Origin of the sequence: Nonomuraea sp. NPDC059007 (assembly GCF_042740555.1) — a bacterium.
Classification (GTDB): Bacteria; Actinomycetota; Actinomycetes; order Streptosporangiales; family Streptosporangiaceae; genus Nonomuraea.
The window spans coordinates 182829-207577 of sequence record NZ_JBHYJD010000018.1 but is presented as its reverse complement, the minus strand read 5'-3'; the positions used below and the strand labels follow the sequence as shown (position 1 = coordinate 207577).

The 24749-nt window shown below is 72.9% G+C and carries 20 protein-coding genes; 7 read left to right on the top strand and 13 right to left on the bottom strand.

Going from position 1 to position 24749, the window contains the following annotated elements; translation table 11 throughout:
• Positions 1 to 62 precede the first annotated feature (62 nt).
• Positions 63 to 1484 carry a GEVED domain-containing protein gene (locus ACFWY5_RS28965; RefSeq protein ID WP_379635594.1) on the bottom strand — a complete coding sequence of 474 codons (1422 nt, stop codon included), beginning with the start codon at positions 1482 to 1484 and terminating at the stop codon, positions 63 to 65.
• Between the two features lie 899 nt (positions 1485 to 2383).
• Positions 2384 to 3118: a MarR family transcriptional regulator gene (locus tag ACFWY5_RS28960; protein ID WP_379635591.1), complete on the bottom strand. Its 735-nt coding sequence runs from the start codon at positions 3116 to 3118 to the stop codon at positions 2384 to 2386.
• A gap of 225 nt (positions 3119 to 3343) precedes the next feature.
• Here ACFWY5_RS28960 and ACFWY5_RS28955 point away from each other — a divergent pair, with 225 nt between their 5' ends.
• On the top strand, positions 3344 to 4297 hold the full coding sequence (locus tag ACFWY5_RS28955) for a hypothetical protein (RefSeq protein WP_379635589.1): 954 nt from the start codon (positions 3344 to 3346) through the stop codon (positions 4295 to 4297).
• On the opposite strand, the gene ACFWY5_RS28950 is transcribed toward ACFWY5_RS28955, so the two are convergent.
• Positions 4290 to 5651: an MFS transporter gene (locus ACFWY5_RS28950; RefSeq protein WP_379614269.1), complete on the bottom strand. Its 1362-nt coding sequence runs from the start codon at positions 5649 to 5651 to the stop codon at positions 4290 to 4292. The genes ACFWY5_RS28955 and ACFWY5_RS28950 overlap by 8 nt on opposite strands.
• A 69-nt stretch (positions 5652 to 5720) precedes the next feature.
• Between ACFWY5_RS28950 and ACFWY5_RS28945 the strand changes: the two genes are divergently transcribed.
• On the top strand, positions 5721 to 6347 hold the full coding sequence (locus tag ACFWY5_RS28945) for a TetR/AcrR family transcriptional regulator (RefSeq protein ID WP_379614271.1): 627 nt from the start codon (positions 5721 to 5723) through the stop codon (positions 6345 to 6347).
• Here ACFWY5_RS28945 and ACFWY5_RS28940 read toward each other — a convergent pair.
• From ACFWY5_RS28940 to ACFWY5_RS28930, 3 genes are read right to left on the bottom strand one after another with little or no spacing between them, the layout of a single operon-like run.
• Entirely contained in the window at positions 6344 to 7087 is a 744-nt protein-coding gene (locus ACFWY5_RS28940; protein WP_379614273.1) for an SDR family NAD(P)-dependent oxidoreductase, read from the bottom strand. The genes ACFWY5_RS28945 and ACFWY5_RS28940 overlap by 4 nt on opposite strands.
• The gene (locus ACFWY5_RS28935) at positions 7084 to 7935 is read right to left on the bottom strand and encodes an SDR family NAD(P)-dependent oxidoreductase (RefSeq protein ID WP_379635587.1); all 852 of its coding nucleotides are present in this window, start codon (positions 7933 to 7935) and stop codon (positions 7084 to 7086) included. Before ACFWY5_RS28935 ends, ACFWY5_RS28940 begins: the two co-directional genes overlap by 4 nt.
• Positions 7936 to 7957: 22 nt before the next feature.
• Positions 7958 to 9559: an AMP-binding protein gene (locus ACFWY5_RS28930; RefSeq protein WP_379635585.1), complete on the bottom strand. Its 1602-nt coding sequence runs from the start codon at positions 9557 to 9559 to the stop codon at positions 7958 to 7960.
• 124 nt (positions 9560 to 9683) lie between these two features.
• On the opposite strand from ACFWY5_RS28930, the gene ACFWY5_RS28925 reads away from it, so the two are divergent.
• Positions 9684 to 11012 carry a flavin monoamine oxidase family protein gene (locus ACFWY5_RS28925; protein WP_379635583.1) on the top strand — a complete coding sequence of 443 codons (1329 nt, stop codon included), beginning with the start codon at positions 9684 to 9686 and terminating at the stop codon, positions 11010 to 11012.
• A gap of 9 nt (positions 11013 to 11021) precedes the next feature.
• Positions 11022 to 11351 carry a cupin domain-containing protein gene (locus ACFWY5_RS28920; protein WP_379614282.1) on the top strand — a complete coding sequence of 110 codons (330 nt, stop codon included), beginning with the start codon at positions 11022 to 11024 and terminating at the stop codon, positions 11349 to 11351.
• On the opposite strand, the gene ACFWY5_RS28915 is transcribed toward ACFWY5_RS28920, so the two are convergent.
• From ACFWY5_RS28915 to ACFWY5_RS28895, 5 genes are read right to left on the bottom strand one after another with little or no spacing between them, the layout of a single operon-like run.
• Positions 11332 to 12948: an AMP-binding protein gene (locus ACFWY5_RS28915; RefSeq protein WP_379635581.1), complete on the bottom strand. Its 1617-nt coding sequence runs from the start codon at positions 12946 to 12948 to the stop codon at positions 11332 to 11334. The genes ACFWY5_RS28920 and ACFWY5_RS28915 overlap by 20 nt on opposite strands.
• The gene (locus ACFWY5_RS28910) at positions 12945 to 13904 is read right to left on the bottom strand and encodes an amidohydrolase family protein (RefSeq protein ID WP_379614286.1); all 960 of its coding nucleotides are present in this window, start codon (positions 13902 to 13904) and stop codon (positions 12945 to 12947) included. The genes ACFWY5_RS28915 and ACFWY5_RS28910 overlap by 4 nt, the downstream gene beginning before the upstream one ends.
• Positions 13901 to 15088, bottom strand: a complete 1188-nt coding sequence (locus ACFWY5_RS28905) for an acetyl-CoA acetyltransferase (protein WP_379614288.1) — start codon at positions 15086 to 15088, stop codon at positions 13901 to 13903. The genes ACFWY5_RS28910 and ACFWY5_RS28905 overlap by 4 nt, the downstream gene beginning before the upstream one ends.
• Positions 15088 to 16503, bottom strand: coding sequence for an OB-fold domain-containing protein (locus tag ACFWY5_RS28900; protein ID WP_379635579.1), 1416 nt, complete (start codon positions 16501 to 16503; stop codon positions 15088 to 15090). Before ACFWY5_RS28900 ends, ACFWY5_RS28905 begins: the two co-directional genes overlap by 1 nt.
• Before the next feature lie 35 nt (positions 16504 to 16538).
• Complete coding sequence (locus ACFWY5_RS28895) at positions 16539 to 17513, bottom strand: amidohydrolase family protein (protein ID WP_379635577.1); 975 nt, start codon at positions 17511 to 17513, stop codon at positions 16539 to 16541.
• Positions 17514 to 17542: 29 nt separating this feature from the next.
• On the opposite strand from ACFWY5_RS28895, the gene ACFWY5_RS28890 reads away from it, so the two are divergent.
• The 3 genes from ACFWY5_RS28890 (at position 17543) to ACFWY5_RS28880 (ending at position 21860) form a co-directional block, all read left to right on the top strand.
• Positions 17543 to 18505 (top strand): AraC family transcriptional regulator, encoded by a 963-nt coding sequence (locus ACFWY5_RS28890; RefSeq protein WP_379614294.1) that lies wholly within the window; start codon positions 17543 to 17545, stop codon positions 18503 to 18505.
• Positions 18506 to 18585: 80 nt separating this feature from the next.
• Positions 18586 to 19785, top strand: coding sequence for an acetyl-CoA C-acetyltransferase (locus ACFWY5_RS28885; RefSeq protein ID WP_379635575.1), 1200 nt, complete (start codon positions 18586 to 18588; stop codon positions 19783 to 19785).
• Positions 19785 to 21860, top strand: a complete 2076-nt coding sequence (locus ACFWY5_RS28880) for a 3-hydroxyacyl-CoA dehydrogenase NAD-binding domain-containing protein (protein WP_379635573.1) — start codon at positions 19785 to 19787, stop codon at positions 21858 to 21860. The genes ACFWY5_RS28885 and ACFWY5_RS28880 overlap by 1 nt, the downstream gene beginning before the upstream one ends.
• On the opposite strand, the gene ACFWY5_RS28875 is transcribed toward ACFWY5_RS28880, so the two are convergent.
• Both ACFWY5_RS28875 and ACFWY5_RS28870 read right to left on the bottom strand, forming a co-directional pair.
• Positions 21834 to 23522, bottom strand: coding sequence for a CocE/NonD family hydrolase (locus tag ACFWY5_RS28875; RefSeq protein WP_379614300.1), 1689 nt, complete (start codon positions 23520 to 23522; stop codon positions 21834 to 21836). The genes ACFWY5_RS28880 and ACFWY5_RS28875 overlap by 27 nt on opposite strands.
• Positions 23519 to 24700, bottom strand: coding sequence for a serine hydrolase domain-containing protein (locus ACFWY5_RS28870; RefSeq protein WP_379614302.1), 1182 nt, complete (start codon positions 24698 to 24700; stop codon positions 23519 to 23521). Before ACFWY5_RS28870 ends, ACFWY5_RS28875 begins: the two co-directional genes overlap by 4 nt.
• Positions 24701 to 24749 lie beyond the last annotated feature (49 nt).

Sequence of the window (24749 nt, the reverse complement as noted above, 5' to 3'; positions counted from 1 at the left end):
CCTGAGGGCCCGCGCCGCGCCTGCGTTTCACGTGATGGTCTGGGGGTTTTTCGGGGAGTTCGTCAGTCGCGCACGGCTACCGAGGCGCCGCACCTCTCGCCCTCGCACGTGCCCGGCCAGCGCGTGGCCACCTTGCCGTTGCCGAGTTCGCCGCGCTTGACCTGGACGCGCACGCGGATCTCGCGGGTGGCTCCGGGTTCGAGCGTGCCCTTCCAGGTGAGGGCGGAGCGCGTACGGGAGTCGGGACGAGGGTTGATCGCCCGCACCTTCGCGTCGTCGAGCACGTCGTCCAGGCGCATCGACAGGTGGTAGGGAAGGGCCGTCTGGCCGCTGTTGTGGATGCGCGTGGTGAACGTCAGGCGCTCTCCCTTGCCGACGCGGTTGGGGGCCGTGTGGGAGACGCGTACCTGTCCGGGGGTCAGGAGGTCGATGCGGTGGTCCTCCACCTCACCGGTGGCCGCCCAGCCGGTGGGCACGCTCACCTCGGCGGCCGCCTCGGCCAGGCGCAGGCGCAGCCACGACGGGCCCGGCTTGGCGTCGTGCGGCGGCGCCCAGGTCAGGACCGCGCGCGCGGAGCCGGCCGGCAGCACGGCCGAGGCCCGCTCGGACGGCTGGAAGCGGCCGTCGCGGTCGAAGTCCACCCATCCGGAAAGCACGCCCGACGACGCGGTCCGCACGGGCACCGTGAGCTGGAGGCGGCTGTCCTGCCTGGCCTCCAGGCGTCCTGCCGAGGCGTCGTCCTGGTCCTCGTCGAGCCGGCGCGGCGTGAAGCTCACCGTGCCCGGCCGGTCGGACGTGGCAGAGGCGCCGATCGACTGGTCGGAGATGGAGTGGGAGGCGGCGCCGTACGAGGGAGGGGCGTCGGAGTCGTCCTGCTCGAAGGTGACGCGGAAGACTCCCCACATGAACGGGTCGCCGGCGGGCAGCGTCCGGCGGACGTTACGCGCGCGCACGTCGACGGTGAACGAGGAGACCATGCCGTTGACCTGCGCGGTGCCGCACATGTAGACGACGCCGCAGGTGGTCTCGCGCTGGCGGCCGCCGGCGTTCGGCACGATGGCCTGCTGGTCGACCTCGAAGCCGGGGAAGCCCGCGATCTTGCTGAACGTCGGCCGGGACGGGGTGCCGCCCGACAGGCGCAGCCCGGTCCAGTACTCCTCCCGGTTGCCCGCGGAATCCACCGTCGCGCCGCCGGTGCCCGCGACGTGCAGGCGCGGGTTGCGCACCGGGCTGGAGAACCTGAACGTCAGGGTGACGACGTCACTCCAGCCGTTCGGCCGGACCGCGAACCCCTCGTAGAGGTCGCTGATTCCGGCGGCGGCCTTGGCGTTGACCGGGTCCAGGTACTCGTCGGGCGGGGCGCCCGGGTCGGCGCGCAGGGTCTCGGCCTTGGCCACCCGCGTGCCGTACGCCATCTTCTTCTCGACCGTCATGATGATGCCCGACGGTGCGACGCCGCGGGCGCTCCCGGCCGTGTTCGCCATCGTCCAGGTGTTGCGCTTGCCCTTCGACGCAACCCCTGTCCCGTGGCTCGTCGAGGGTCTTTCCTGATCTACGGCAAGTGCCCCCGGGGAGCCCAGCGTGCTGATTAGCATCGCCGCCATGACGTTGACCACCGCGACACGCCGCAATCCACCCCATACGGAAACCACACTTATTACCCTTCCGTCCTCGACGCAGGTTCTGTACTTTCGCGCGCTCTTGCGGAGGCAGACCAAGGAGGCACTACTGCGGATCAGCAGAGAAAGTGAGCTCCGATATCAGCTGGCCTCGCTGAGGCGCGATCAGCGCCGCCAGTACGGCGGATCGCCCTGACGAATCCTGCCAGCGCGGAACACGTGGAGAACCGGCCGAAAGCATATCCAGATCAAAAACATCTTCAGTTCCCGGCGATGCGCCACACATATCCAGAAATGCCCACATATCGACGGCAGCGGGTGACGGCGGTGCTCTGCCCCCGTACATGAGCCTTTACACCGGGCTCGGGCGGGCACCGCGGGCCGCTTTTCAGACCGGCCAAGCTATCGAGCCGGTCGCGCCCATTCCACTACGCTTGGTTGCCGTGTCGGGGTATTACCAACCCTTGAAGGCCGTGGTCTATTGCCGTGGGGCCGCCATGAGAAATCCCAGGAATCGCCCCGCCATTCACCGGCCCCCTTCCCCGCCGCTGTCCTAACCCCGCTCTCTCCCCATAGCCGCGCGCCCCCGCCCAGGCACCCCCTCCATGCGGGCTCCGCCTCGTGATTGATCGCGTGGAGCCGGGCTCGCCGCGTGACCCTGCCGGGTACTCCGCCGCATGCCTTGCGAGTCCCCCGGCGTGTGCGGGCGGCCAGGTGGTGCGGGTGGCCGGGCGGCCCATCCGGCGGGGTTGGGTTCTGGGGGTTCAGGGGGTGGGGGCTGGGGGTTGTCTGGTGGCGTAGTCGTGGCGCCATTGTTCGGCGGCTTCGATCATGGCCTCGCCCACGTGGCCGAAGAACTGGCCGATGTCCTGGAGGCGGGTGCCGGCCGGGGTGGTGTCGCCCAGGACCTGGGCGCCGTCCCGGGCGAAGTCGGCCAGCAGGATGTTCTGGCGGGCGCTGGCCGTCCAGCCGCGGAACCAGGCGTCGGCGTCGATGACGTAGCGGTCGCGCCGCCGGCGGGGGTCGCGTTCGCGGCGGATGAGCTCCTGCTGCTCCAGTTCGCCCACGGCCTTGGAGATGGACGCGGGGCTCACCTGGAGACGCTGGACCAGTTCCGCGGCGGTCAGGCTGCCGCTGTCGGTGACGTACAGGCACGTGAGGACCCTGGCGGTCATCCGGGGCAGGCCCGTGGCGACCATGATGCCGGTGAACCGCTCCTCCAGGTCGTGCACGGCCTGGGGGTCACGGCCGGGGGTGGCCCTGTCCGCCACGCGCGCGGGAGGGGGCGGGGTGGGCTTGCTGCGGCGGGCGCGGCCCTGGGTGGCGCGCTGGGCCTGGGCCGCTCGGTAGCCGGACGGGCCGCCGTTGCGGGCCACCTCCCTGGTGACGGTGGAGATGGGGCGGTCCAGCAGGCCCGCGATCTCCGTGTACGTGTGTCCCTTCGCCAGGCCGTCGGCGATCGTCTGCCGGTCCTCCTGGGTCAGCCTGCCTCCGGGCATCGGTCCCGCCTTTCGTGTCCTGTCCGCCTGCCGTCCCCCATTCTTGCGTTCGACTTCACTCCATTGCAAGCCAGTCGCACCCGTTCTTGCATTTAGCTTCAGTCTCATTGCAAGATACTTCACCATCTAGCTGTATAGTCTCCGGATCTAACAGTTCTTGTGTTGACGAAACATCAAACGCAAGATAGCTTTCAGTTATTCGCAAAATGGTGAACGGAGCCCCTCATGACTTCCTTCCTCGCCCCCGTGCGCACCTGGCACCGTCCGTTGCTGGTGTGCGCGGCGCTCATGCTCGGCCTGATGCTGGTCGCCGGCGTGGGGCTCGTGGTGGACGACCGGACCCTGCTGAACGAGTCGGTGTGGATCAAGCCGCTCAAGTTCGGCTTCGCCTTCGCCCTGTACGCCCTCACGCTGGCCTGGCTGTCCACCAAGCTGACCAGGGGCAGGCGGCTCGGCCGGTGGGTGGGCACCGTGTTCGCGGTGACCTCGGTCGTGGAGGTCGGCGCGATCACGGTCCAGGCGGCACGCGGCACCTTCAGCCACTTCAACGCCGACCTGACCGATCCGGTCACCGCGGCGCTGGTGCCGATCCTCACCTACGGCGTCATGATCATTCTGATCGCGCAGCTGGTCCTCGGGGTCGTCGTGCTGATCCAGCGCACCGGCGGCGCGGCACTGAACCGGGCCATCCGCACCGGGCTGGCGCTGGCCACCTTCGGCATGGTCCTGCCCATCTACTGGCTCGTCGCCCAGGTCACCCCCCGTACGGTCACCGACGCCAACGGCAGGCAGGTGCCCATGTACCAGGGCCACGGCATCGGCGACCCCGACGGCAACGGCATGTTCCTCACCGGCTGGAGCGTGACCGGCGGCGACTTCCGGGTGCCCCACTTCTTCGCGCTGCACGGCATCCAGGTGCTCCTCCTGCTCGCCGCGGCGCTGGCCGCGCTGGCCGCCAAGCGGGCCTGGCTGCGCCCCGAGAAGGTCCGCGCCCGGCTCGTCGGCAGCGCCGCCCTCGGCTACACGGGGCTGGTCGCGGTGGTGACCTGGCAGGCGGTACGCGGCCAGTCCCTGATCCACCCGGACGCCTCCACCCTCCTCGCCCTGGCCGCGGTGCTGCTGATCGCCGCGCTGGCCGCCGCGGGGTCGGTCGTGGCCGGCCGGCGGGCGTTCAGCTGACCCGCTGCCCGTCTCTGGGCACGGCGAACGCCCCCACCAGAGCGACCACCGCCGCACCCGCCCCGAGCACGAAGGCCAGGCCGAAGCCCGCCTCGGCGGGTATGCCGGTGGCGGGGTCGAGGCGGGCGGCCAGGATCGACAGCCCGGCCTGACTGCCCAGCGTCTCCCCCAGGGTCCTGGCCAGAGTGCTGATGCCCGTGGACACCCCGGTCTCGCCCGGGGCGACCGCCCGGACGATCAGGCTGGTCATGGCGGTGAACGCGAGCCCGTACCCGACTCCCATGACGGCACTGGCGGCCATGAGCTGCCAGGGCTCGCGGTGCCACAGGGCCAGCGCGGCGACGGACAGCGCCATGACGAGAGCGCCGCCGATGATCACGGCACGGGGCGGCAGGACCCGCTCCAGTGCCCCGGCGGCCGGGCCGGCGACGAGGAAGGCCAGCGCGGTGGGCAGCAGGTACAGGCCGGCCTGGGCGGTGGTGCCGCCGAAGCCGTACCCCGTCTCGACGGGCAGCGTCACCAGTTGGGGAACCACGACGAAGACCACCACGCTGGAGAAGCCGACCGCCAGGGCGATCAGCGACGGCGCCAGCACCACCCGGCGGCGCAGCAGCGCCATGTCGACGAACGGCCGCGGGTGGCGGGACTCGTACCGGATCCATCCGGCGGCGCCGGCCACGGCGAACGCGAGCAGCGGTGTGACGCGCCAGGACAGCCAGCCGTCGTCGGCGGCGTAGGTGACCGACAGCAGCAGGGCCACGACCGAGGCGGCGAACAGCAGGACCCCGACGACGTCGAGCGCGCCGCCGAGGCGGAGGTCGGAGCCGGGGATGACCAGCCGCGCGGCCACCGTGGCGACGAGCATCGCCGCCCCGGCGCCGAGCAGCCAGCGGTGCGAGAAGGCGTCGGCCAGGCCGCCGCCGACCAGGTAGCCGATGAGCCCGCCCGCGGTGGCCACGCCGCCGATCGTGCCGATGGCGACACCGACGGAGCGCGCCGGCAGAACCTCGCGGGCCAAGCCGTACGCCAGCGGGTAGATCCCGGCTCCCACACCGAGCAGGAGCTGACCGGCGATCATCACCGGCAGGCCCGGGGCCAGGCCGGACACAAGGGCGCCGGCGGCCATGACGGCGAAGGTCCAGGTGACCACGCGCCGCTTGCCGTACATGTCGCCCAGCCGCCCGGCGACCGGGGTCGCGATCGAGGCGGCGAGGAGGAAGCCGGTGAACAGCCACGCGGCGGCGGACGGCGAGGCGCCGAGATCGGCCTGGAAGCGGACGAGGCCGGGCACGATGGCCGAGCCGAGCGTCGTGTAGATCAGTACCCCGGCCAGCAGAACGAGTAGCGTCGGCATACGAAGGCCTCCTGTATGAACGTTTATGCACTACGATGAAGAGGTCACCCAGGAATCTGAGGAGAGTCCGTGCCGCCTCGCTCGCGCGCCACCGTCGCGACGCCCGCCAAGAAGCCGCCCGCGGAGCGCATCCTGGCCGCCGCGGAGGAGCTGTTCTTCACCCAGGGCTTCAAGGGCACGAGCGTCAGGGACATCACGGCGGCCAGCGGCCTGACGCCCGCCGCGCTCTACAACCACTTCCCCTCCAAGGAAGAGGTCCTGTTCACGCTGGTCAGCCGGGCGACGGACGAGGGTGAGCGGATGCTCAACGACGCGGTCGCCGCCGCGGCGGCCGATCCGGAGAGCCAGCTGAGGGCGCTGGCGTACGCCTCGGCCCTCTTTCACGCCCGCCACCGCGCCTCGGCCATGATCGCCACGTTCGAGTACGTCCATCTGCCCGAGGCCCAGCGGGCGGTCATCGTCGAGCGCCGCCGCGGCCTGCGGACCCGGCTGGAGCGCACGCTGGAGCACGGCGTTCGCTCGGGGGTCTTCGAGCTGCCCGCCATGCGCGGTGACGCGACCAAGCTCACCGCCACGGCGATCGTCAACCTGGTCCTGCGGGCGACCGAGTTCTTCGGCCCGTTCCCGGCGGTCAAGGACGAGGAGCTGGCCGGGCTCCACGCCGACCTGGCCTGCCGGATGGTGCTGGCGCGCTAGGCGCGTACCCAGCCGCCGTCGACGAAGAGGGCCTGGCCCGTCACGTAACGGGCCTCGTCCGAGGCCAGCCAGCAGACCGCGTTCGCGATCTCCTCCGGCCGGCCCATCCTGGCGATCGGCTGGGTGGCCGTCTGTTTGGCGGCGATCTCCCGCAGGTTGCCGTGGTCGGCCATCTCGGTGTCGACGAAGCCGGGGCAGACGGCGTTCGCGCGGATGCCGCTGCGGCCGAGTTCGACGGCGAGCGCCCTGGTCAGCGAGAGCAGGCCACCCTTGGAGGCGTCGTAGGCGATCTGCCCGAAGAAGCCGATCACGGCCACGGAGCAGATGTTGACGATCGCGCCCGTGCCCGAGCGCGCGAGGTGGTCGAGCGCCGCCTGGCTGAGCACAAACGGGGCGCGCAGGTTGACCGCGAGCACCCGGTCCCAGTCCTCCAGCGTGTAGTCGCGGATCTTGGCGCGCGCGCCGGTGGCCGCGTTGTTGACCAGGATGTCGAGGCCGCCGAGGCGTTCGGCCGCCTGCGCGACGACGGCCCTGGCCGCGCCGGCGTCGGAGACGTCGGCCTCCTGGACGATCCCCTTCCCGCCGTCGCGCTCGATCCGCGCGAGCGTCGCCCGCGCGCCCTCGGCGTCGAGGTCGCACAGGGCGACCCGCGCGCCTTCCGCCGCCATCCGGGTGGCGATGGCGGCGCCGATGCCGCGCGCCGCTCCCGTGACCAATGCGGTACGGCCGGCCAGAGTCATGCCCCGCCTCCTTCCATGATCGGCTCCTCCTGGTGGCGCAATCGCCATTCGCTGCGCCCGCGGCGCCGGTAGTCGGTGGTGAACCAGCGCGGCACGTTGTGGGTGGCGCCGCCGTCCACGAGCTGCGCGGTCCCGGTGACGAAGGAGCTGTCGTCCCCGGCGAGGAACGCGACCGCGGCGGCCACGTCCTCGGGGCGCCCGACCCGGCCGAGCGGCGTCTGCGACTCGATGAGCCGGTCCATGCCCTGGTCCAGCAGGTTCTTGGTCATCGCGGTGGCCGTGACCCCCGGCATCACCGCGTTGACCCGCACACCGTGGGCGCCGAGCTCGCCGGCCATGACCTGGACCAGCATGTTGAGCGCGGCCTTGGTGGCGCAGTAGGCGGAGAACAGGGCGGCGGGGGCGACCGCGCCGTTGGAGGAGTTGACGATGATCGATCCGCCGCGGCCTCCCTCGGCCATGTGCCTGGCGGCGGTCTGGCACACCAGGAAGGTGCCGGTCAGGTTGACGGCGACGTGCCGGTTCCAGGTGTCCAGGGGCAGGTCGATGAAGGCGTCGACGCGGCCCCAGCCGGCGTTGGCGAAGCAGACGTCGAGTCTGCCGTGCGCTTCCACCGTCTCGGCGAAGACCCGCTCGACCTGCTCGGGGTCGGTCTGGTCCATCGTGGCCGCCCGCACGCCGAGTCCTTCGCCGCGCAGGCCCGCGGCCACGCGTTCCGCCGCCGCGCCGTCCCGGTCGGCGACGACGACCGCGGCTCCTTGCCCGGCGAGCTTGCGCGCGGTGGCGGCGCCGATCCCGCCGGCGCCGCCGGTGATCAGCGCGACCCGGTCGCGCAGTGGGGTGTGCATAAGCGTCTCCATGAATAATCGTTCATACTTGCTTGAGGCGGGTGCGGCGGACTTTGAGCCCGGCGGCCTCGCGGTCCCAGGTGTCGGGCGTGACGCCCTCGCGGCGCAGGCGCCGCTTCTCGATCTTGCTGGTGGGGGTCTTGGGCAGCTCGCCCAGCACGCGCACGTACCGGGGCACCATGAAGTGCGGAAGCCGTTCCAGGAGAAACTCCAGGAGGTCGCGCGGGTCGAGACGCGCGCCGTCGACGGGCGCCACGGCGGCGAGCACGTCGTCCTCCCCGTCACCGCTCGGCACCGCGACGGCCGCGGCCTCCCGGACCGCCGGATGGCGCAGGATCTCCGCCTCGACCTCGCTGGAGGAGATGTTCTCCCCGCGCCGCCTGATCGCGTCCTTGATCCGGTCGACGAAGAAGTAGTCGCCGTGTTCGTCCCTGCGGAAGGCGTCGCCGGTGTGGAACCAGCCGTTGCGCCAGGCCGCCGCCGTCGCCTCGGGGGCGCCGAGGTAGCCGCTGGTCATCGCCCAGGGCAGGTCGGTGCGGATGACGAGCTCGCCGATCTCCCCCTGGGGGACCTCCTGGTCGTGGTCGTCGACCACGCGTACCTGGACGCCCGGCCGGGGCCGGCCGCAGCTGCCCGGGGTGGCCGGGTTGAGCTCGGAGACGAGCGGCACGCTCACCTCGGTCATGTTGAACACCGTGAGGATGTCGCAGCCGAAGCGGCGGGCGAACTCCCCCGCGTTGTCCGTGAGCGGAACCAGGTAGACCAGCCGGAGCGTGGTGTCGCGCTCGCCCGGCCGGGGCGGTTGCTTGAGCAGGAACGTCGCCATGACGCCGAGGAGCGTGCAGCAGGTGGCGCCGGTGCGCTCGATGACGTCCCAGAACGCGCTCGTGTCGAAGGACTCGATCAGCACCACGGACGCGCCCACGATCAGCGCGCCCGCGATGTCCTGCAGCCCGCCGCCGTGGAAGATCGGCAGGCTGGTGAGGCAGCGGTCGTCGGCCGACAGGTGTTCCTCGACGGCGGTGACGGTGGCCCACAGGTGCACGTAGGAGGAGATCACGCCCTTGGAGGGGCCGGTGGTGCCCGAGGTGAAGATCACCGCGTATGGGTCCCACGGCTGGGCCGGGCACTCCTCGGGCTCGTCAAGCTCCTCGGGATGCAGTACGGCGACGCCGTGCGCACCAACCCCTGGCAGCGGCGCGCACGGGCCGCCGGCCACGACGACGTGCTCCACCCCGGGCAGGTCGAGGCCGGCCAGCCGGTCGGCCAGGTCCGCGTGCACGACGACGACCTTCGGCCGGACGAGCGTGAGCACGTGCGCCAGGATGTCGCCTCGGTAGGCGGTGTTGACGGGGACGAACACGGCGCCGAGCTGGTTGGCGCCGAACCACACGCGCAGGATCTCCGGCCCGTTGGGCAGCCACACGAGCACGTGGTCGCCCGCGGTCACCCCCAGGGAGCGCAGGCCGCTCGCGGCGGAGAGCGTCTCGTCCCAGGCGTCGCCGTACGTCCACGCCGTCCCGTCGGCGAAGGCGACGAAGGGCCGGTCGGGTTCCTGGCGTGCCCGATCCCGCAGAAGCAGCGGAAGCACGCACTGTTCGCGGGGTGGGAGCTTCGCTGTCATCGCTCTCCCTGAACGGTGGCAAATGTATGAACGTTTGTATAGCATGCTGCCATTCAGACAGACAATACCTGGCCAAATAACCCTCAGTTAGTCATGTACGATCGTTCATATTGAGGAGTCCCGGATGATCGAGAAGACCGCTGACGCCGTCGTGGTCGGCGGCGGCCTGTCCGGCCTCACCGCCGCCTACCGGCTGGCCTCCGGCGGCGTGGACACGGTCGTCCTGGAGGCGGGCGAGCGCGTCGGCGGCCGTGTGTGGAACATCCCCCTCGCCGGTGACAAGGCCACCGAGGCCGGCGCCATGTACGTGTGCGCGAGCCAGCGGGAGATCCTCACCCTCGCGGCCGAGCTGGGCGTCGAGCTCTTCCCCTCCTTCAAGGACGGCATCGGCGTCGCCCACCTCGGGGGCCGCCGCTTCGAGTACGCGAACGGCCTGCCCGACCTGCCCCAGGACGCGGTCCGCGAGTACGCCGGCGCGCTCAAGGCCATGGAGCGCATCGATCACGACGACCCGCGCCTCGATGCCATCGACCTCGCCGCCTGGCGGGACGAGCGGATCCACGACCCGCTGGCCAGGCAGTTGTTCGACTGCTCGGTCTCCGCGTGGTTCGCCGCGCCGCCGGACGAGATCTCCTTCGCCTACGCGCTGCACGCCACCGCCACCTGCGGGGGGATCCGGCCGATGCTGCGCGACCAGGACTCCGTGCTGAGGTTCGCCGCCGGGTCGCAGGCGCTGCCTGACGCGCTGGCGGCGTACCTGGGCGAGCGGGTGTGTCTCGGCGAGCCGGTCCGCGAGGTCGAGCGGGACGGGAGCGGCGTCGTGGTCGGCACGCCCGGCCTGCGCGTGCGGGCCCGCCGGGTGATCATGGCGATCGGGCCGGCCGCGACCGGGCCCGTCTCCTTCCGTCCCGGGCTGCCGCCCGCGCGTACGGCGCTGGCCGAAGGCTGGGTGCGGGGGCCGCTGATCAAGACCAACGTGGTCTACGACGAGCCGTTCTGGCGGAAGCACGGGCTCTCGGGCTCCGGGTTCACCGATCTGGGCGCGGCGCCCGGCTTCCTGGACGCCTCGCCGCCGGACGGCTCACCCGGGGTGCTCGCGCTCACCGCCTTCACCTTCTCCGAGCGGCATTTCCGCGGCAACCCGCCGGCCTTCTCCACCGACCATCAGGTACGGCGCGCCGCCACCCTGGAAGCCCTGGCCGCCTGCCTGGGTCCCGAGGCGGCCCGGCCGGTGGCGTACCTGGAGACCGACTGGCGGCGGCAGCCGTACGTCTTCGGCTGTCAGGGCGGGTTGCGGCCCGGCGCGCTCACCGCGGCGGGACCCGCGCCGCACGCGCCCGCCGGCGGCCTGCACTGGGCCGGGACGGAGAGCGCCGACCGGTGGACGGGCTGGATGAACGGCGCGGTCCAGGCGGGCGAGCGCTGCGCCCGCGAGGTCCTCGACCGGCTCTGAGGAGAGATCATGACCGAGATCCAGCCGTTCGGCGACGACCCGTCGGGCTACCGCGAGGTGCCCTTCGCCAGGAACCTCGCGGTGTCCTTCCCCATCGACACCGCGGGTTTCCTGCGCTTTTCCGAGGACGGGCAGTTGCTCGACTGGACGCTCACCTACGACGAGACGTTGTATGTCATCGAGGGCGAGCTGACCGTGACCGAGGGCGGGCGGGCCGTGCGGGTCGCCGCGGGGTCCGCGTGCTTCATCGGCGCGGGCGCGACGGTCGGCTATCAGGCGACCGCGGGCACCCGCGCCTTCTTCGTGATCCGTCCGCGAGTCATCCGTCCGCGGCCGTGAGACGCTCGCGCCTGACCCGGATGCCGGCCGCCTCGCGATCCCAGGTGTCCGCGGTGACCCCGGCGGCGCGCAACACGTGCTTGCGCACCTTGTTCGTCGGCGTCTTGGGCAGCTCGGCCACCACGCGGACATAGCGCGGCACCATGTAGTGCGGCATGTGCTCCACGCAGAAGGCCACGAACCCGGCGGGATCGACCGTCTGGCCGGGGACCGGCGCCACGACCACGAGCACCTCGTCCTCGCCGTGCTCGCTCGGCACCGCGACGGCGGCCACCTCCCTGACTCCGGGGTACGCGGCGGCGCCGGTCTCCAGCTCGAAGGAGGAGATGTTCTCGCCCCGGCGGCGGATGGCGTCCTTGACCCGGTCGACGAAGAAGTACTCGCCGTCCGGCTCACGGCGGAAGGCGTCGCCGGTGTGGAACCAGCCGTTGCGCCAGGCCGCCGCGCTCGCATCGGGCATCGCGTGGTAGCCGTGGTTCATGGCCCAGGGCGCGGCCGTCCTGACGATCATCTCGCCGGTCTCGCCGTCGGGCACCTCCCGGTCGTGGGCGTCCACCAGCCGCACCTCCACGCCGGCGCGCACCCGGCCGCAGGCCCCCGCCCTGTCCGGGTTGCGCTCCGACAGCAGCGGCGTGCTGACCTCGGTCATGTTGAACAGCGTGTAGACGTCGACGCCGAAACGCCGGGCGAAGGCTTGGGCGTTCTCCCCGAGCGGCACCATGCAGACGGTACGCAGCGGGTGGTCCCGGTCGTCCGGTCCCGGCTCGCGTGCGGCCAGGAACGAGGTCATGGCGCCCAGCAGCGTGCAGGCGGTGGTGCCGGTACGCCGGACCAGCTCCCAGAACGAGGGGGTGTCGAAGCCGTCCACCACCGCCACCGAGGCGCCGACGTACAGAGCCAGGGCGACGCCGATCGTGCCGCCGCCGTGGAAGAGCGGCAACTGGACCAGGTACCGGTCCCCCGCGCCGATGACGCCGGCCGAGGCGGCCACCGCCGTCGTCCACAGGTGCGCGTACGAGCACAGCACGCCCTTGCTCGCCCCGGTCGTGCCGGAGGTGTAGAGCACGCCGTAGGTGTCCCAGGGCCGCGGCGTGTACGTCGAGACCCGGCGCGGGGCGGCGGGGAGGTCACCGACCGGCACCGTGTCGAGGCCGGTGACCTCGGGCGCGGCGTGACCGGGGACCAGCACGGTACGCAGCGCCGCCGTCTCCACCGAGGCCAGCCTGGGCGCCAGGGTGGGATGGACGACCGCGAGCCGGGCGCCGGAGTTGGCCAGCACGTGCTCCAGGAACCTGCCGCGCAGGGCGGTGTTGACCGGCACGTACACGGCGCCGAGCTCGTTGAGCCCGAACCAGGTGCGCAGGGCGTCCGGCCCGTTGGGCAGCCAGGAGACGACGAGGTCGCCGGGCCGTACGCCGTGCTCGTGCAGGACCTCGGCCATGGCCAGGGTCTCGTGGAGCACCCGCGCGCCCGTCCACTCCTCGCCGTCCTGGAAGACGGCGAAGACCTCGCCGGGACGCTCCTCGGCGCGGCGGCGCAGCACCAAAGGCACCACGCACTCCGCGGCCTCCGGGGTGGTGGTGAAGGCGGTGCTCATGCCGCCGCCCCCAGCACGCGGGTGGCGTTGGTGTAAAGCCAGCGGCGCACGGTGCCCTCGTCGAGCGGCAGCGCGCGTACCTCGTCGGCCAGTTCGCCCGCGGACATCTCGTGCACCCAGCCGACGCTGCCGAACAGGACCTTGTTCCTGATCGTGGCCCGGCCGTGGGCCAGCAGCGGCTCCCAGCCGGAGCCCGGGGCCGCCATGTGCAGCGGCCGGTGGGTGGAGAACTCCAGGTAGACGTTGGGATGGCGCTGGCAGAGCGCGACCATCTCCATCATCCAGGGCCAGCCGCCGTGACCGGCGACGATCACCAGGTCCGGATGGGCCCGCGCGATCGCGTCCAGTTGCCGCCACGCGCAGTGGTCCACGGGCACCCGGGGCGAGAGGTTGTGCCCGGCGTGGATCCAGACCGGCACGCCCAGGCGCTCGGCCTCGGCGTAGACCGCCCGGCTGGCGGCCGAGAGCGGGTCGGCGACGTCGGTGAAGTGCGTCACCGACACCCCGCCCATGCCGAGGTCGCCGACGCACCGGCGCATCTCCTTGAGCGCCGCCTGCTCGTCGCGCAGGCTCAGCCCCGCCCAGGCGCGCAGCCGGTCCGGGTGGCGGCGGGCGAAGGCGGCCGCCCGGTCGTTGAGCAGCCCGCCCGAACGCAGCGGCGTCATGCCGCCGTGGATCACCTGCAGCGCCACCCCACCGGCGGCCAGGTCCTCCACGTACCGGTCGATGTCCACGTCCAGCCGGCCCGTGGACAGCAGCAGCCGCACCACCTCGTCCGGTCCGCGCCCCAGCGCCTTCTGGTACGCCGCGTGCTCGACCCCCGCCAGCCCGCAGAACCGCCGCCCGAACAGCCGCAGGTAGTTCGGGCAGTCGGCGGCGAACCAGCTCAGGTACGACTCCCACGACTCGGCGTCGAGCACGACCCCGGCCATGTCGATGACCGCGTTGTCACTCACTGGGCAGGCCCCTCAAGGATGGTGATGAGGCAGACGCATTCGCCGGGATCGCCGCCGATGTTCTGGGTGAGCGCGAGCCTGCGCCCGTTGTCGATCTGCCGTTCCCCGGCTTCGCCACGCAGCTGCAGCCAGCTCTCGAAGATCATCCTGATGCCGGAGGCGCCGAGCGGGTGCCCGAACGCCTTCAGCCCGCCGTCCGGGTTGACCGGCAGCGCGCCGTCGCGGTCGAAGACCCCGCCCACCATGTCCTTCCAGGCGGTGCCGCGGGCGGAGAAGCCCAGGTCCTCCATCAGGACGATCTCGGTGATGGTGAAGCAGTCGTGCACCTCGGCGAAGGACAGCTCCGCCCGCGGGTCACGGATGCCCGCCTGCGCGTACGCGCTGCGCGCGGCGGCCACCGCCTCGGGGAAGGAGGAGAAGTCGTGGCCGGGGTCCATGGCGCCGGTACCCTGGCCGGCCGCCAGGGCCAGCGCCTTCACCAGGACGGGCTTGTCGGTGTAGCGGCGCGCGTCCTCGGTTCTGGTGATCACGACGGCGGCGGCGCCGTCGGCCAGCCCGCCGCAGTCGAGCAGGCTCAGCTTCCCGGCCAGCAGCGGCTGCCGGTCGATCACCTCCTTGGGGATCTCCCGCTGGAAGTAGGCGCGGGGGTTGAGCGCGCCGTTGCGGTGGTTCTTCCACGCGACGTGGGTCATGGCCGCGCGCAGGTCGGCGTCGGCCACGCCGTGGCGCTGCGCGTAGCCGGTGGCCAGGTAGCCGAAGGTGCCGGGGGGCGTGTGCGGCACCGCCGTACCGTCGTCGAAGAACTCGAAGAACGGGATGCCGGCCTGTCCCGAGTCCATGACCTTCTCCACGCCGATCGCCATGACCACGTCGTACGCGCCGGCGGCCACGGCGTAGCAGGCGTTGCGGAAGGCGTCGGCGCCGGTGGCGCAGAAGTTCTCGACCCGGGTGACGGGCTTGTTGTCCAGCTTGAGCGGCTTGGACAGCGCGGTGCCCGCGTGCCCGGAGCCGAACGTGCCCAGCCAGAACGCGTCCACGTCGGCCAGGTCGATGCCCGCCGACGCGGCGGCCTCGTTGGCGGCGGCGATGAGCAGGTCGTCGGCCCCGGCGTCGCGGCGCTCGCCGAAACGTGTGCATCCGGCACCCACCACGGCCACTCTGCCGGTGATTCCTCTGTCGGCCATCAGTACTGCTCCCCTCGTTCCGGGCGGGCCTTCCAGTAGTAGTTGTGCACGCCGTCGCGGCTGTGTGTCCTGCGTACGGCCATGCGCACCCGCAGCCCGGTCCGCGCGCTGTCCGGCACCGTGTCGGTGAACTCGCACTGCAGCCGGCCGCCGCCGTCGAAGTCGACGGTTCCGTAGACCAGCGGCGGGTTCGGCGACCAGGCCAGCCGGTCCACGGTGGCGATCGAGACGGTGGCGGGCATGCCGGCCACCGGGTCGGGCCGCATCTGGTCGAGCGCGCGGCAGGAGCCGCACACGCGCTGGGGCGGCAGGTGGCGGGTGTCGCAGGCGAGGCAGCGCGAGCCGACGAGGCCGAGCTTCCACGCGCCGATCCGCCGGGCGGCGGGGGCGGCGAGCTGGGGCGGCAGCGGGCGGCGCATGGGCTCGCGCGGCAGGAATCCGCGCCAGGTGGCGTAGGTGGCGTAGCTCAGGTCGTCGCTGGAGTGCTCGATCTGGGCGGCCGTCGGCCAGGCGCTGCGCCGCCGGGCGAGCAGGTCGGTGGTGCGGAACAGGAGCGCGTCGGCGCCTTCCGTCAGGACCACGAGCGCGATCACCTCGCCCGGTCCGGCCCGGTCCAGGATCGCGGCCAGGCGCAGCGCGAGGTGGGCGGTGCCGGTCTCACCGACCGAGTCGAGCAGGTCGTCGGCCGCCGCCCGCTCCTCGACGCCGGCGGCGGCGCGGACCGCGGCGGCGATCCGCCTGCTCGCACCGGTGACGACGAGGTGGTCGACGTCGGCCGCGGTCAAGCCGGCGGACTTCAGCGCCTCCTCCAGCACCAGCCGCCCGGCGGGCACGTGGACCTCCTCGACGAAGCGGTCCTCCCAGTGGCGGGAGTGCCGCTCGCCGGGCTCGCGCCAGCGGCTCAGGAACTCCTCGGTCCTGGCCGCGTCGCCGATCCACTCCGCCACGACCTCGCCATCTGTACCCACGACGAGCGCCGCGGCGCCGTCGCCGCCGTCGCGTTCGTCGGCGCCGCCGGGCAGGCCGGCGCGGATGTCGGACAGGACGACGAGCGTGGGCGGGCCCGCGTGCAGTCCGGCCCGCAGGGCGCCGACGCCGGAGCGCACCGCGCCGCACATGTCGACCGCGGGCACGGCGGAATCGAGCGACAGCACCGCGTGTACGGCGGCGGCGTTGGACCTGTCCAGATACACCGGGTCCGCGGTGGCGAAGTAGAGACCCCGCACCGCCTCCGGCCCCGGCAGGCCGTGCAACGCCACCCTGGCCGCCTCCGCGCCCATGGTGGTGGTGTCCTCGTCGTAGGAGGCGACCGTCCTGGAGCCGGTCGCCGGCCTGGTGCCGAGCGCCTCCCCGATGCGCGAGCGGCGGATCCGGTGCGCAGGGAGGTAGCCCCCGTACGCCATGATTCCAGCCAAGATTGAACTCCTTGCTCTATGAACGTTCATTCATATTAAGCATTTGGAGCCGGGTTGGCCAGGGGCAGGCCCAGAAGAGCCGCCGCGTTGTCGTGCAGCCAGGCCCGCTCGTGCCGCTCCTCCAGGCCCAGCCCGCGCACGGCGGCGATCGAGCGCTCCTGGGTGGAGGCGTGGGTCCAGGCCGCGCTGCCGAACACCACCCGGCGGCGCAGCGCCCCCCGCAGATGGAACAGCAGCGGCTCCCACCCGGAGCCGGGGACCGCCATCGCCCGCGGGTCGTGCCCCGAGGTGTCGAGATAGACGTTGGGCTGGCGCATCATCACCGCCACCAGCTCTCCCACGTACGGCCAGCCGCCGTGCCCGGCCACGACCGGCATCTCCGGGTAGCGCCCGGCGACCAGGTCCAGCTCGGCCGGGGTGGTCATCGGGCTGGTGCGCGACAGGTTCAGCCCGCAGTGCAGCCACAGCGGCAGCCCCAGGCCGGCGACGTGCCGGTAGACCAGGTGACTCGCGGGGTCGTCGGCGGGCACGCCCGCGGCGAAGGGCAGCATGACCACCCCGCGCATGCCGAGCGCCACGCACCGGTCGATCTCGGCGACCGCCGCGGCGGGGTCACGCGCGTCGACGCCGCACCAGCCGCTCAGCAGGTCCGGATGCCGGGCGGCGCGCTCGGCCACCCGGTCGTTCACGCTCTCGCCGCCGGGCAGGCGGTAGGGGGAGCCGTGCAGAACCTGGTGGCGGACGCCGGCGGCGCGCAGCCGTTCCACGTGGGCGCCGGGGTCGACGGCCAGCCCGTCCGCCAGCGCGGCGAGGGCCGGCCCGGGGTCGCGGGCGAGCTGTTCGCGGGTGCGCGCGGGGTCGAGGCCGGCCACCACGCTCATGGCGCCCGCCAGGAACTCCAGGAAGTGCGGCGCGTCCGCCGACAGCCCGCGCAGCAGCGCCAGCCATGAGCCGGAGTCGTGGACGCCGTCACAGATGTCGATGACCGGCTGCTCTGTATGAACACTCATTTATATGATGGTGGCAGAAAGGGGCCGACATGGACAGACGGATCTCGGGACGGCTCGTGCACGCCTGCCTCGCCGGCGCCCGCCGCCGCGGCCTCGACGTCGGCCGGGCGCTCGCCCGCTCGGACATCGAGCCGGAGGCCCGCACGGTCACCACGCGGCAGTACGCCCGCCTGGTCCGGCACCTCTGGACCGCCCTCGACGACGAGTTGCTCGGGTTCGGCCCGGCCCCGAGCCGGCTCGGCACCTTCGCGACCATGGCGGCGCTCGCCGTGCACGGCCACGACCTGCGCACCGCGCTGCTGCGCGGGGCCGCCTTCTACGACCTGTTCGCCATCGGGGTGACGATCAGGCTGGTGGAGAGCGGGCCGGAGGCGCGGCTGGAGTTCACGCTGACCGGGTTCCCCCAGCCCGCCGATCACCTGGTCGAGCTCGTGCTGGGGGCGTGGCATCGGTTCGCGAGCTGGCTGGTAGGGGGCGGGCTGGAGCTGCGGCGGGCGGAGTTTCCGCATGGGCGGCCGCCGTACGTGCTGGAGTACGACGCCTTCTACGGGTGCGGGTGCCTGTTCGGGCGGGCGCGGCCCGCGATCGGGTTCGACCGGGCGGCGCTCGACCGGCCGGTGCTGCGCGACGAGGCGGCGCTGACGCCGTTCCTGCGGCGCTACCCGGCCGAGCTGGTCGAGCGCGGGGACTACTCGGGCGACGTCGCCGGGCAGGTCAGGAGGGTGCTCGCCGAGGGCGGTCCTGACCTGGCCTCGACCGCCGCCCGGCTGGCCGTCAGCCCCGCCGGCCTACGGCACCGCCTGCGCGCCGAAGGCACCTCCTACCAGCGCGTACGCGACCGGTTCAGGCGGGACGCCGCGGTGTCCGCGCTGGCCCGCGGCGACCTGTCCATCGAGGAGCTGAGCAGGCGGCTCGGGTTCTCGGAGCCGAGCGCGTTCCACCGCGCGTTCAAACGCTGGACCGGCACCACCCCGCGCGCCTACCGGCCATAAGACCGCTGGGACACCAGGGTCAGGGATCGCGGACGGCAGGGTCATTGGCCGGATCCGCCGCCGTTCCTAGCGTCGGGACCGTGGAAGCCCTCATCTTCGACGCCGTGCGCACGCCGCGCGGCCTCAGCAAACGCGGCGCGCTGCGCGGCATCCGCCCCGTCGACCTCGCCGCGCAGGTCCTGCGCGCCCTGGCCGACCGCAACCACCTGGACGGCCCGCAGGTCGACGACGTCATCCTCGGCTGTGTCAGCCCCGTCGGCGAGCAGGGCAGCGACATCGCCCGCATCGCCGCCCTCGTGGCCGGGCTCGACCTCGACACCCCCGGCGTACAGATCGACCGGTTCTGCGGATCGGGCCTGGAGGCGGTGAACCTGGCGGCCATGAAGGTCCGGTCGGGGTTCGAGGACCTGGTGGTGGCGGGCGGCGTGGAGTCGATGTCCCGCGTGCCCATGGGCTCGACCGGCGGCGCCTGGATGGACGATCCCGAGACGGCGCTGCGTACCGGGTACGTGCCGCAGGGCGTGGCCATCGACCTGCTGGCGACGCTGGAGGGCTACACCCGCGAGGAGGTGGACGCCTACGCGCTGTTGTCACAGCGCCGTGCCACGCGGGCCAGGGACAAGGGGTACTTCGACCGCTCGCTCGTCGCGGTGACCGGTGCCGACGGCCTCGCCGTACTGGATCATGACGATGCGATCAGGCCCCGGACCACGATGGAGGGGCTGGCCGGGTTGTCGCCGAGCTTCGCCCAGGCGGGCGAGACGTTCGACGCGGTCGCCATCGGCCGCTACCCCCAGGTCGAGCGGGTCGAGCACATCCACACCGCGGGAAACTCCTCCCAGATCGTGGACGGCGCCGCCGCCATGCTGATCGGCGGCGCGGCCGCGGGCGAACGGCTGGGCCTCACGCCACGCGCCAGGATCGTCGCGACCGCCGTGGTCGGCACCGAGCCGACGCTGATGTTCACCGGCCCGGTCCCCGCCACCCAAAAGGCGCTGGCCAGGGCCGGTCTCACGCTCGACGACATCGACCTCTTCGAGGTCAACGAGGCGTTCGCGGCCGTGGTGCTCAAGTACGCCCGCGACCTGGACCTCTCCCCCGACCGGATCAACGTCAACGGCGGCGCGATCGCGCTCGGGCACCCGCTCGGCGCCACCGGCTGCATCATCCTCGGCACCCTGCTGGACGAGCTGGAGCGCCGGAACCTGAGGCGCGGCCTGGCCACCCTGTGCGTGGGCGCCGGCATGGGCATCGCCACGATCATCGAGAGGGACGTGTGATGGCGATCGGCTACCACCGCGACGACGACGGCATCGTCACGCTCACGCTCGACCGGCACGACCGCCCGGTCAACACGCTCGACGCCGCCTTCGGCACCGCCCTGGCCGCCGCGCTCGACCGCCTGGAGTCGGAGCGCGAGCACGTCACCGGCGTCATCGTCGCCTCGGCGAAGTCCACCTTCGCCGTCGGCGCCGACCTCGACCAGGTCCACGCCCTCACCCCCGCGGACGCGGCCGGGTTCGCCGGGCAGCTCGACCGGACCAAGGACGCCTTCCGCAGGCTGGAGCGCCTCGGCCGGCCCGTGGTGGCCGCGATCGGCGGCACCGCGCTCGGCGGCGGGCTGGAACTGGCCCTCGCCTGCCACCACCGCCTCTGCGCCGACGACCCGGCGATCCGCCTCGGCCTGCCCGAGGTCACGTTCGGGCTGCTGCCCGGCGGTGGCGGGGTGGTGCGGGCCGTCCGGCTGCTGGGCCCCGCCGCCGCCCTGCCCCTGCTCATGGAGGGAGAACGGCTGCCGCCCCACCGGGCGCTCGACGCCGGGCTCGTGGACCGGCTCGTCCCGGCCCGCGAACTGATCGGGGAGGCCCGCTCGTGGATCGCCGCCCACCCCGAAGCCACGCAGCCGTGGGACGACCCCGCGCACGCGGCCCCCGCCGCTCCCCCGCGCTTCTTCGAGACCGCCGCCGCCCGCCTGTACGCCAGGACCCACGGCACCCTGCCCGCCCAGGAGCGGATCCTGGCCTGCGTGGCGGAGGCCGTCCGGGTGGACGTCGACACCGCCCTGCGTACCGAGACCCGGCACCTGGTCGCGCTCGCCACCGGCCAGGTGGCCAAGAACCTGATCGGCTGCCACTGGTACGCCCGCAACGAGGTCACCAGGCGGGCCCGGTCCACCGGCGGGGTCCGGCGGCTCGGCGTGATCGGCGCCGGGATGATGGGCGCCGGGATCGCGGCGGTCGCCGCCGCCGCGGGCATCGAGGTGGTGCTCACCGACGTGAGCGCGGAGGCGACCGAGCGCGGGCACGACGAGGTCGTACGCCGGCTGCGGCGGCAGGTCGCCCAGGGCAGGATGAGCGCCGCCGCCTGCGGCACGGCCGTCGACCACCTCGCCGGGCCCGGCACCGAGATCGCCGGGTGCGACCTCGTGGTCGAGGCCGTCTTCGAGGACCGCGCGCTCAAACGCCGCGTGCTGGCCGGAGCCGAGGACGGCACCGCGGTGCTCGCCTCGAACACCTCCACGCTGCCGATCACCGGGCTGGCCGAGGGCCTGCGGGCCCCCGGTGACCTGGTGGGCCTGCACTTCATCTCGCCGGTGGAGCGCGTACCCCTGCTGGAGGTCGTGCGCGGCGAGCGGACCGGGGACGCCGCGCTCGCGCTGGCCTTCGCCTTCGCCCGGCAGATCGGCAAGACGCCGATCCTCGTCAACGACGGTCCCGGTTTCTACACTTCGCGGGTGTTCGTCTCCTACACCGCCGAGGGCGCGGCCATGCTCGCGGAGGGCGTTCCGGCGGCGCTCGTGGAGAACGCCGCCCGCCGGGCGGGCATGGCCGTGGGCCCGCTGGCCGTCAGCGACGAGGTCGCCCTGGCCACCATGCTCAGGGTGCGCCGCCAGAACGAGGCGGACGCGGCGGCCGACGGCCGCGAGCTGGGCCACGCGACCGCCTACGGCGTCTTCACCTGGATGGTCGAGGAGATGAACCGGCCTGGCCGGGCCGGGGGCGGCGGCTTCTACGACTACCCCGATCGGGCGCGCAAGCGCCTGTGGCCGGGGCTGGCCGAGCGCTTCGGCGGCGACCGGCCGATCCCCGAGCGGGATGTGCGCGAGCGGCTGCTGTTCGCGCAGGCGCTGGAGAGCGTGCGCGCCCTGGAGGACGGAATCCTGACCTCCACCGCCGACGCGAACGTCGGCAGCGTGCTCGGCCTCGCCTTCGCGCCGTGGTCGGGCGGCACACTCCAGTTCGTCAACCAGTACGGCCCGCGCGCCTTCACCGAACGCGCCGACCGGCTGGCCGACGCCTATGGCGAGCACCTGCGCCCGCCGTCCCTGCTACGGGGTCGGACCGAGCCCTTCTGACAGGACGGGCAGCTCCAGCCGCGACGGATACAGCACGCTGTGGTGCACGGTCTGGTGGGCGACCACCCCGGCGGCGTCGGAGCCGACCGGCTCGCCGGTGTTCATGTTGCGGTCGTAGGCGGGGAAGTCGCTGCTGGTGATCTCCAGGCGGACGCGGTGCCCGGCCGGGAATCGCCACGCGGTGTGGCCGAGGCCGATGGTGTACTCCTCGACCGTTCCCGGCTCCAGGAGTTGCTCGATGTCCGGTCCGTGCCGGTGGCGGGCGCGTTGCACGCCACCGGCCGCGGCCAGCGCGCGGCCGTCGGGGAAGACGTCGACGAGCTTGGCGGTGAAGTCGGTGTCGCGGGCCGACGACGCCGCGAACAGCCGTACCGACACCTGGCCCGCCACGTCGAGCGGTTCGTCCAGGACGGGCGAGGTGTAGCACAGCACGTCGGGGCGCTCCTCCAGCCGGGAGCGGTCGAGCGGGCCCGGCACCAGCCGGCCCAGGTTGACGACCCGGCCGCCGCGGGTGGGGACGGGGTCGTCCGGGTCGTAGGCGTAGTGGTCGGGGTGCTCGTCCGCCGGAGGCTGGGCGCCCAGGCGGCCGTCGTCCGCCAGGTACAGCGTCCTGAGCTCGCCCGGCGGCGGCCACCGGTCCGCGTCGCGCCACTCGTCGGCGCCCATGAGGAAGTACCGCACGGCGGGCGCCGCGGACGGGGCGCCCCGCACGTGTTCGTCGAAGAAGGCCAGGTGCTGGGCGGACAGGCCGAGCACCGTGGCGTCGCCGCGGGCGGAGAAGCTGACCTCGCCCTGGCAGTAGCCGAGCCGGCCGTCGTGCGACCAGGGGCCCACGATGAGCCGGTGCCGGTCGCCGTGGATCGCGCGCAGGCGCAGGAAGCTCTCGATGGTGGAGTCGCAGTGGTTGTCGAACCAGCCGGTGACGCTCAGGGCGGGCACCTCGACGGCCTCGTAGGCGAACGACTCGGCGATGCCCGGCGTGCCGTACGCCAGCATCTTCCCCACGTCGAGCGGGAAGCCCGGCACCGCGGCGAACTGCGGCAGGTCCTTCAGCGGCAGCGTGCGCAGGGCGGCGGCCGGGTCGGTGGCGAACTCCCACAGCTCGTAGGCGGCGCCGGGGTCGGCGGGACGCCCGGCGGCCCGCTCGCGCTCCAGCCAGTCCATGGCCATGAACGCCAGCCACGCCATGACCTCGTTGACCCGCATGACGCCGCCGGCGGCGCGGTCGAGTTCGGCACTGCTGGTCATCCCGGGCGCGATCGCGCGCAGGTGCGGCGGGCGTTCGGCGGCGCCGAGCAGTTGCACGATCCCGAGGTAGGAGGCCCCGGCCATGACGACGTTGCCGTCGCACCACGGCTGCGCCGCGGCCCATTCGACGCTGTCGTGGGTGTCGCGGGCCTCCTGCTCGGCCATGAAGATCGTCCACTCGCCGTCGGAGCCCGCCCGGCCGCGCGTGTCCTGCACGACGCAGGCGTAGTCGCCCTGCACGCACTCCAGCGGGCGCAGGAAGTCGTTGTTGGTCCCCGTCCGTCCGTACGGCGTGCGGATCAGCACGGCGGGGCGGCGGCGCCCGTCGTCCGGCATCCAGACGTCGCCGCGCAGCACGACGCCGTCGCGCATGGGCATCTCCGCATCGCGCACGATGGTGATCGGGGCCTTCACAGCACGGCCTTGTAGACGGCCTCGACCAGCGACTTGACCCGGAAGTCGCCGCCTTCCAGCAGCTCGGAGCCGCGGTTGGGCACGTAGCCGAACCCCAGCCCGCGCTCGGGATCGGCGAAGGCGAACGAGCCGGTGGCGCCGCTGCCGCCGAACAGGCCCTTGAGGTGCTCGGGCGCGGGCCAGAAGGGCCCGCCGGGAACGAGGAAGCCGAGCCCCCAGGCGGTGCGGACCTTGAGCAGCTCGTCGATGCCGTCCGACTCCGGGGTACGGATCTTGTCGAGCAGCCAGGGCGAGAAGAGCCGGACGCCGTCGACCTCGCCGATCATGGCGGCGAAGTAGCGGGCCAGGGAGTGGGCGGAGGCGACGCCGTCCATGGAGGGGCTCTCCACCTGGTAGGTGCGGGGGTTGTTGGAGTCGTCCCACTCCTGGGTGACGCTGCCGTAGAAGGCACGGAAGCTCAGGGTGTCCGGGTCGCCGAGCGCCTGGACGAAGTCCGCCATCTCCGGCACCTGCATGCCGAGCTGGACGGACTGCTCGTCCGGCAGGACCATCTTGGCCAGCCGGGGCAGCGCGGCGTCGGGCACGCGGACGTAGCAGTCGAGGCCGAGCGGGCCGGTGATCTCCGCTTCGAGGAACGCGCTCAGCGTCATCCCGGACACGCGGCGGACGATCTCCCCTGCGAGGTGGCCGATGGTGACGCCGTGGTAGCCGTGCCGGGTGCCGGGCGGCCATTCCGGGGCGGCCGCGGCGAGGGTCTCGGTGATCGGGGTCCAGTCGCGCAGGTCCTCCCAGGTGACCGGGCGCATGTGCATGCTGGGCAGGCCGGCGCGGTGGGCGAGCAGGGTGCGGACGGTGATGCCGCTCTTGCCGTTCTGGGCGAACTCGGGCCAGTAGCGGGTCACCGGCGCCTCCAGGTCCACCTCCCCACGTTCGACCAGCCGCAGCAGCGCGCCCGACGCGAACGTCTTGCAGGTGGAGGCGATGGCGGCCAGCGTGTCCCGTTCCCAGGGGCGGTGGGTGGCGGGGTCGGCCTCGCCGCCCCACAGGTCGACGACGGGGCGGCCGTGCCGGTAGACGGCGAGCCCGGCGCCGACCTCGCCGCTGTCGGTGAAGTTGCGCTCGAACGCCTCGCGGACGGCCTCGAAACCGGGGGCGGCGGTGCCTTGGACATGGGTCATGGCGGATTCCTTCCACGTCTCTACCGACCGGTCGGTCGATACAACGACA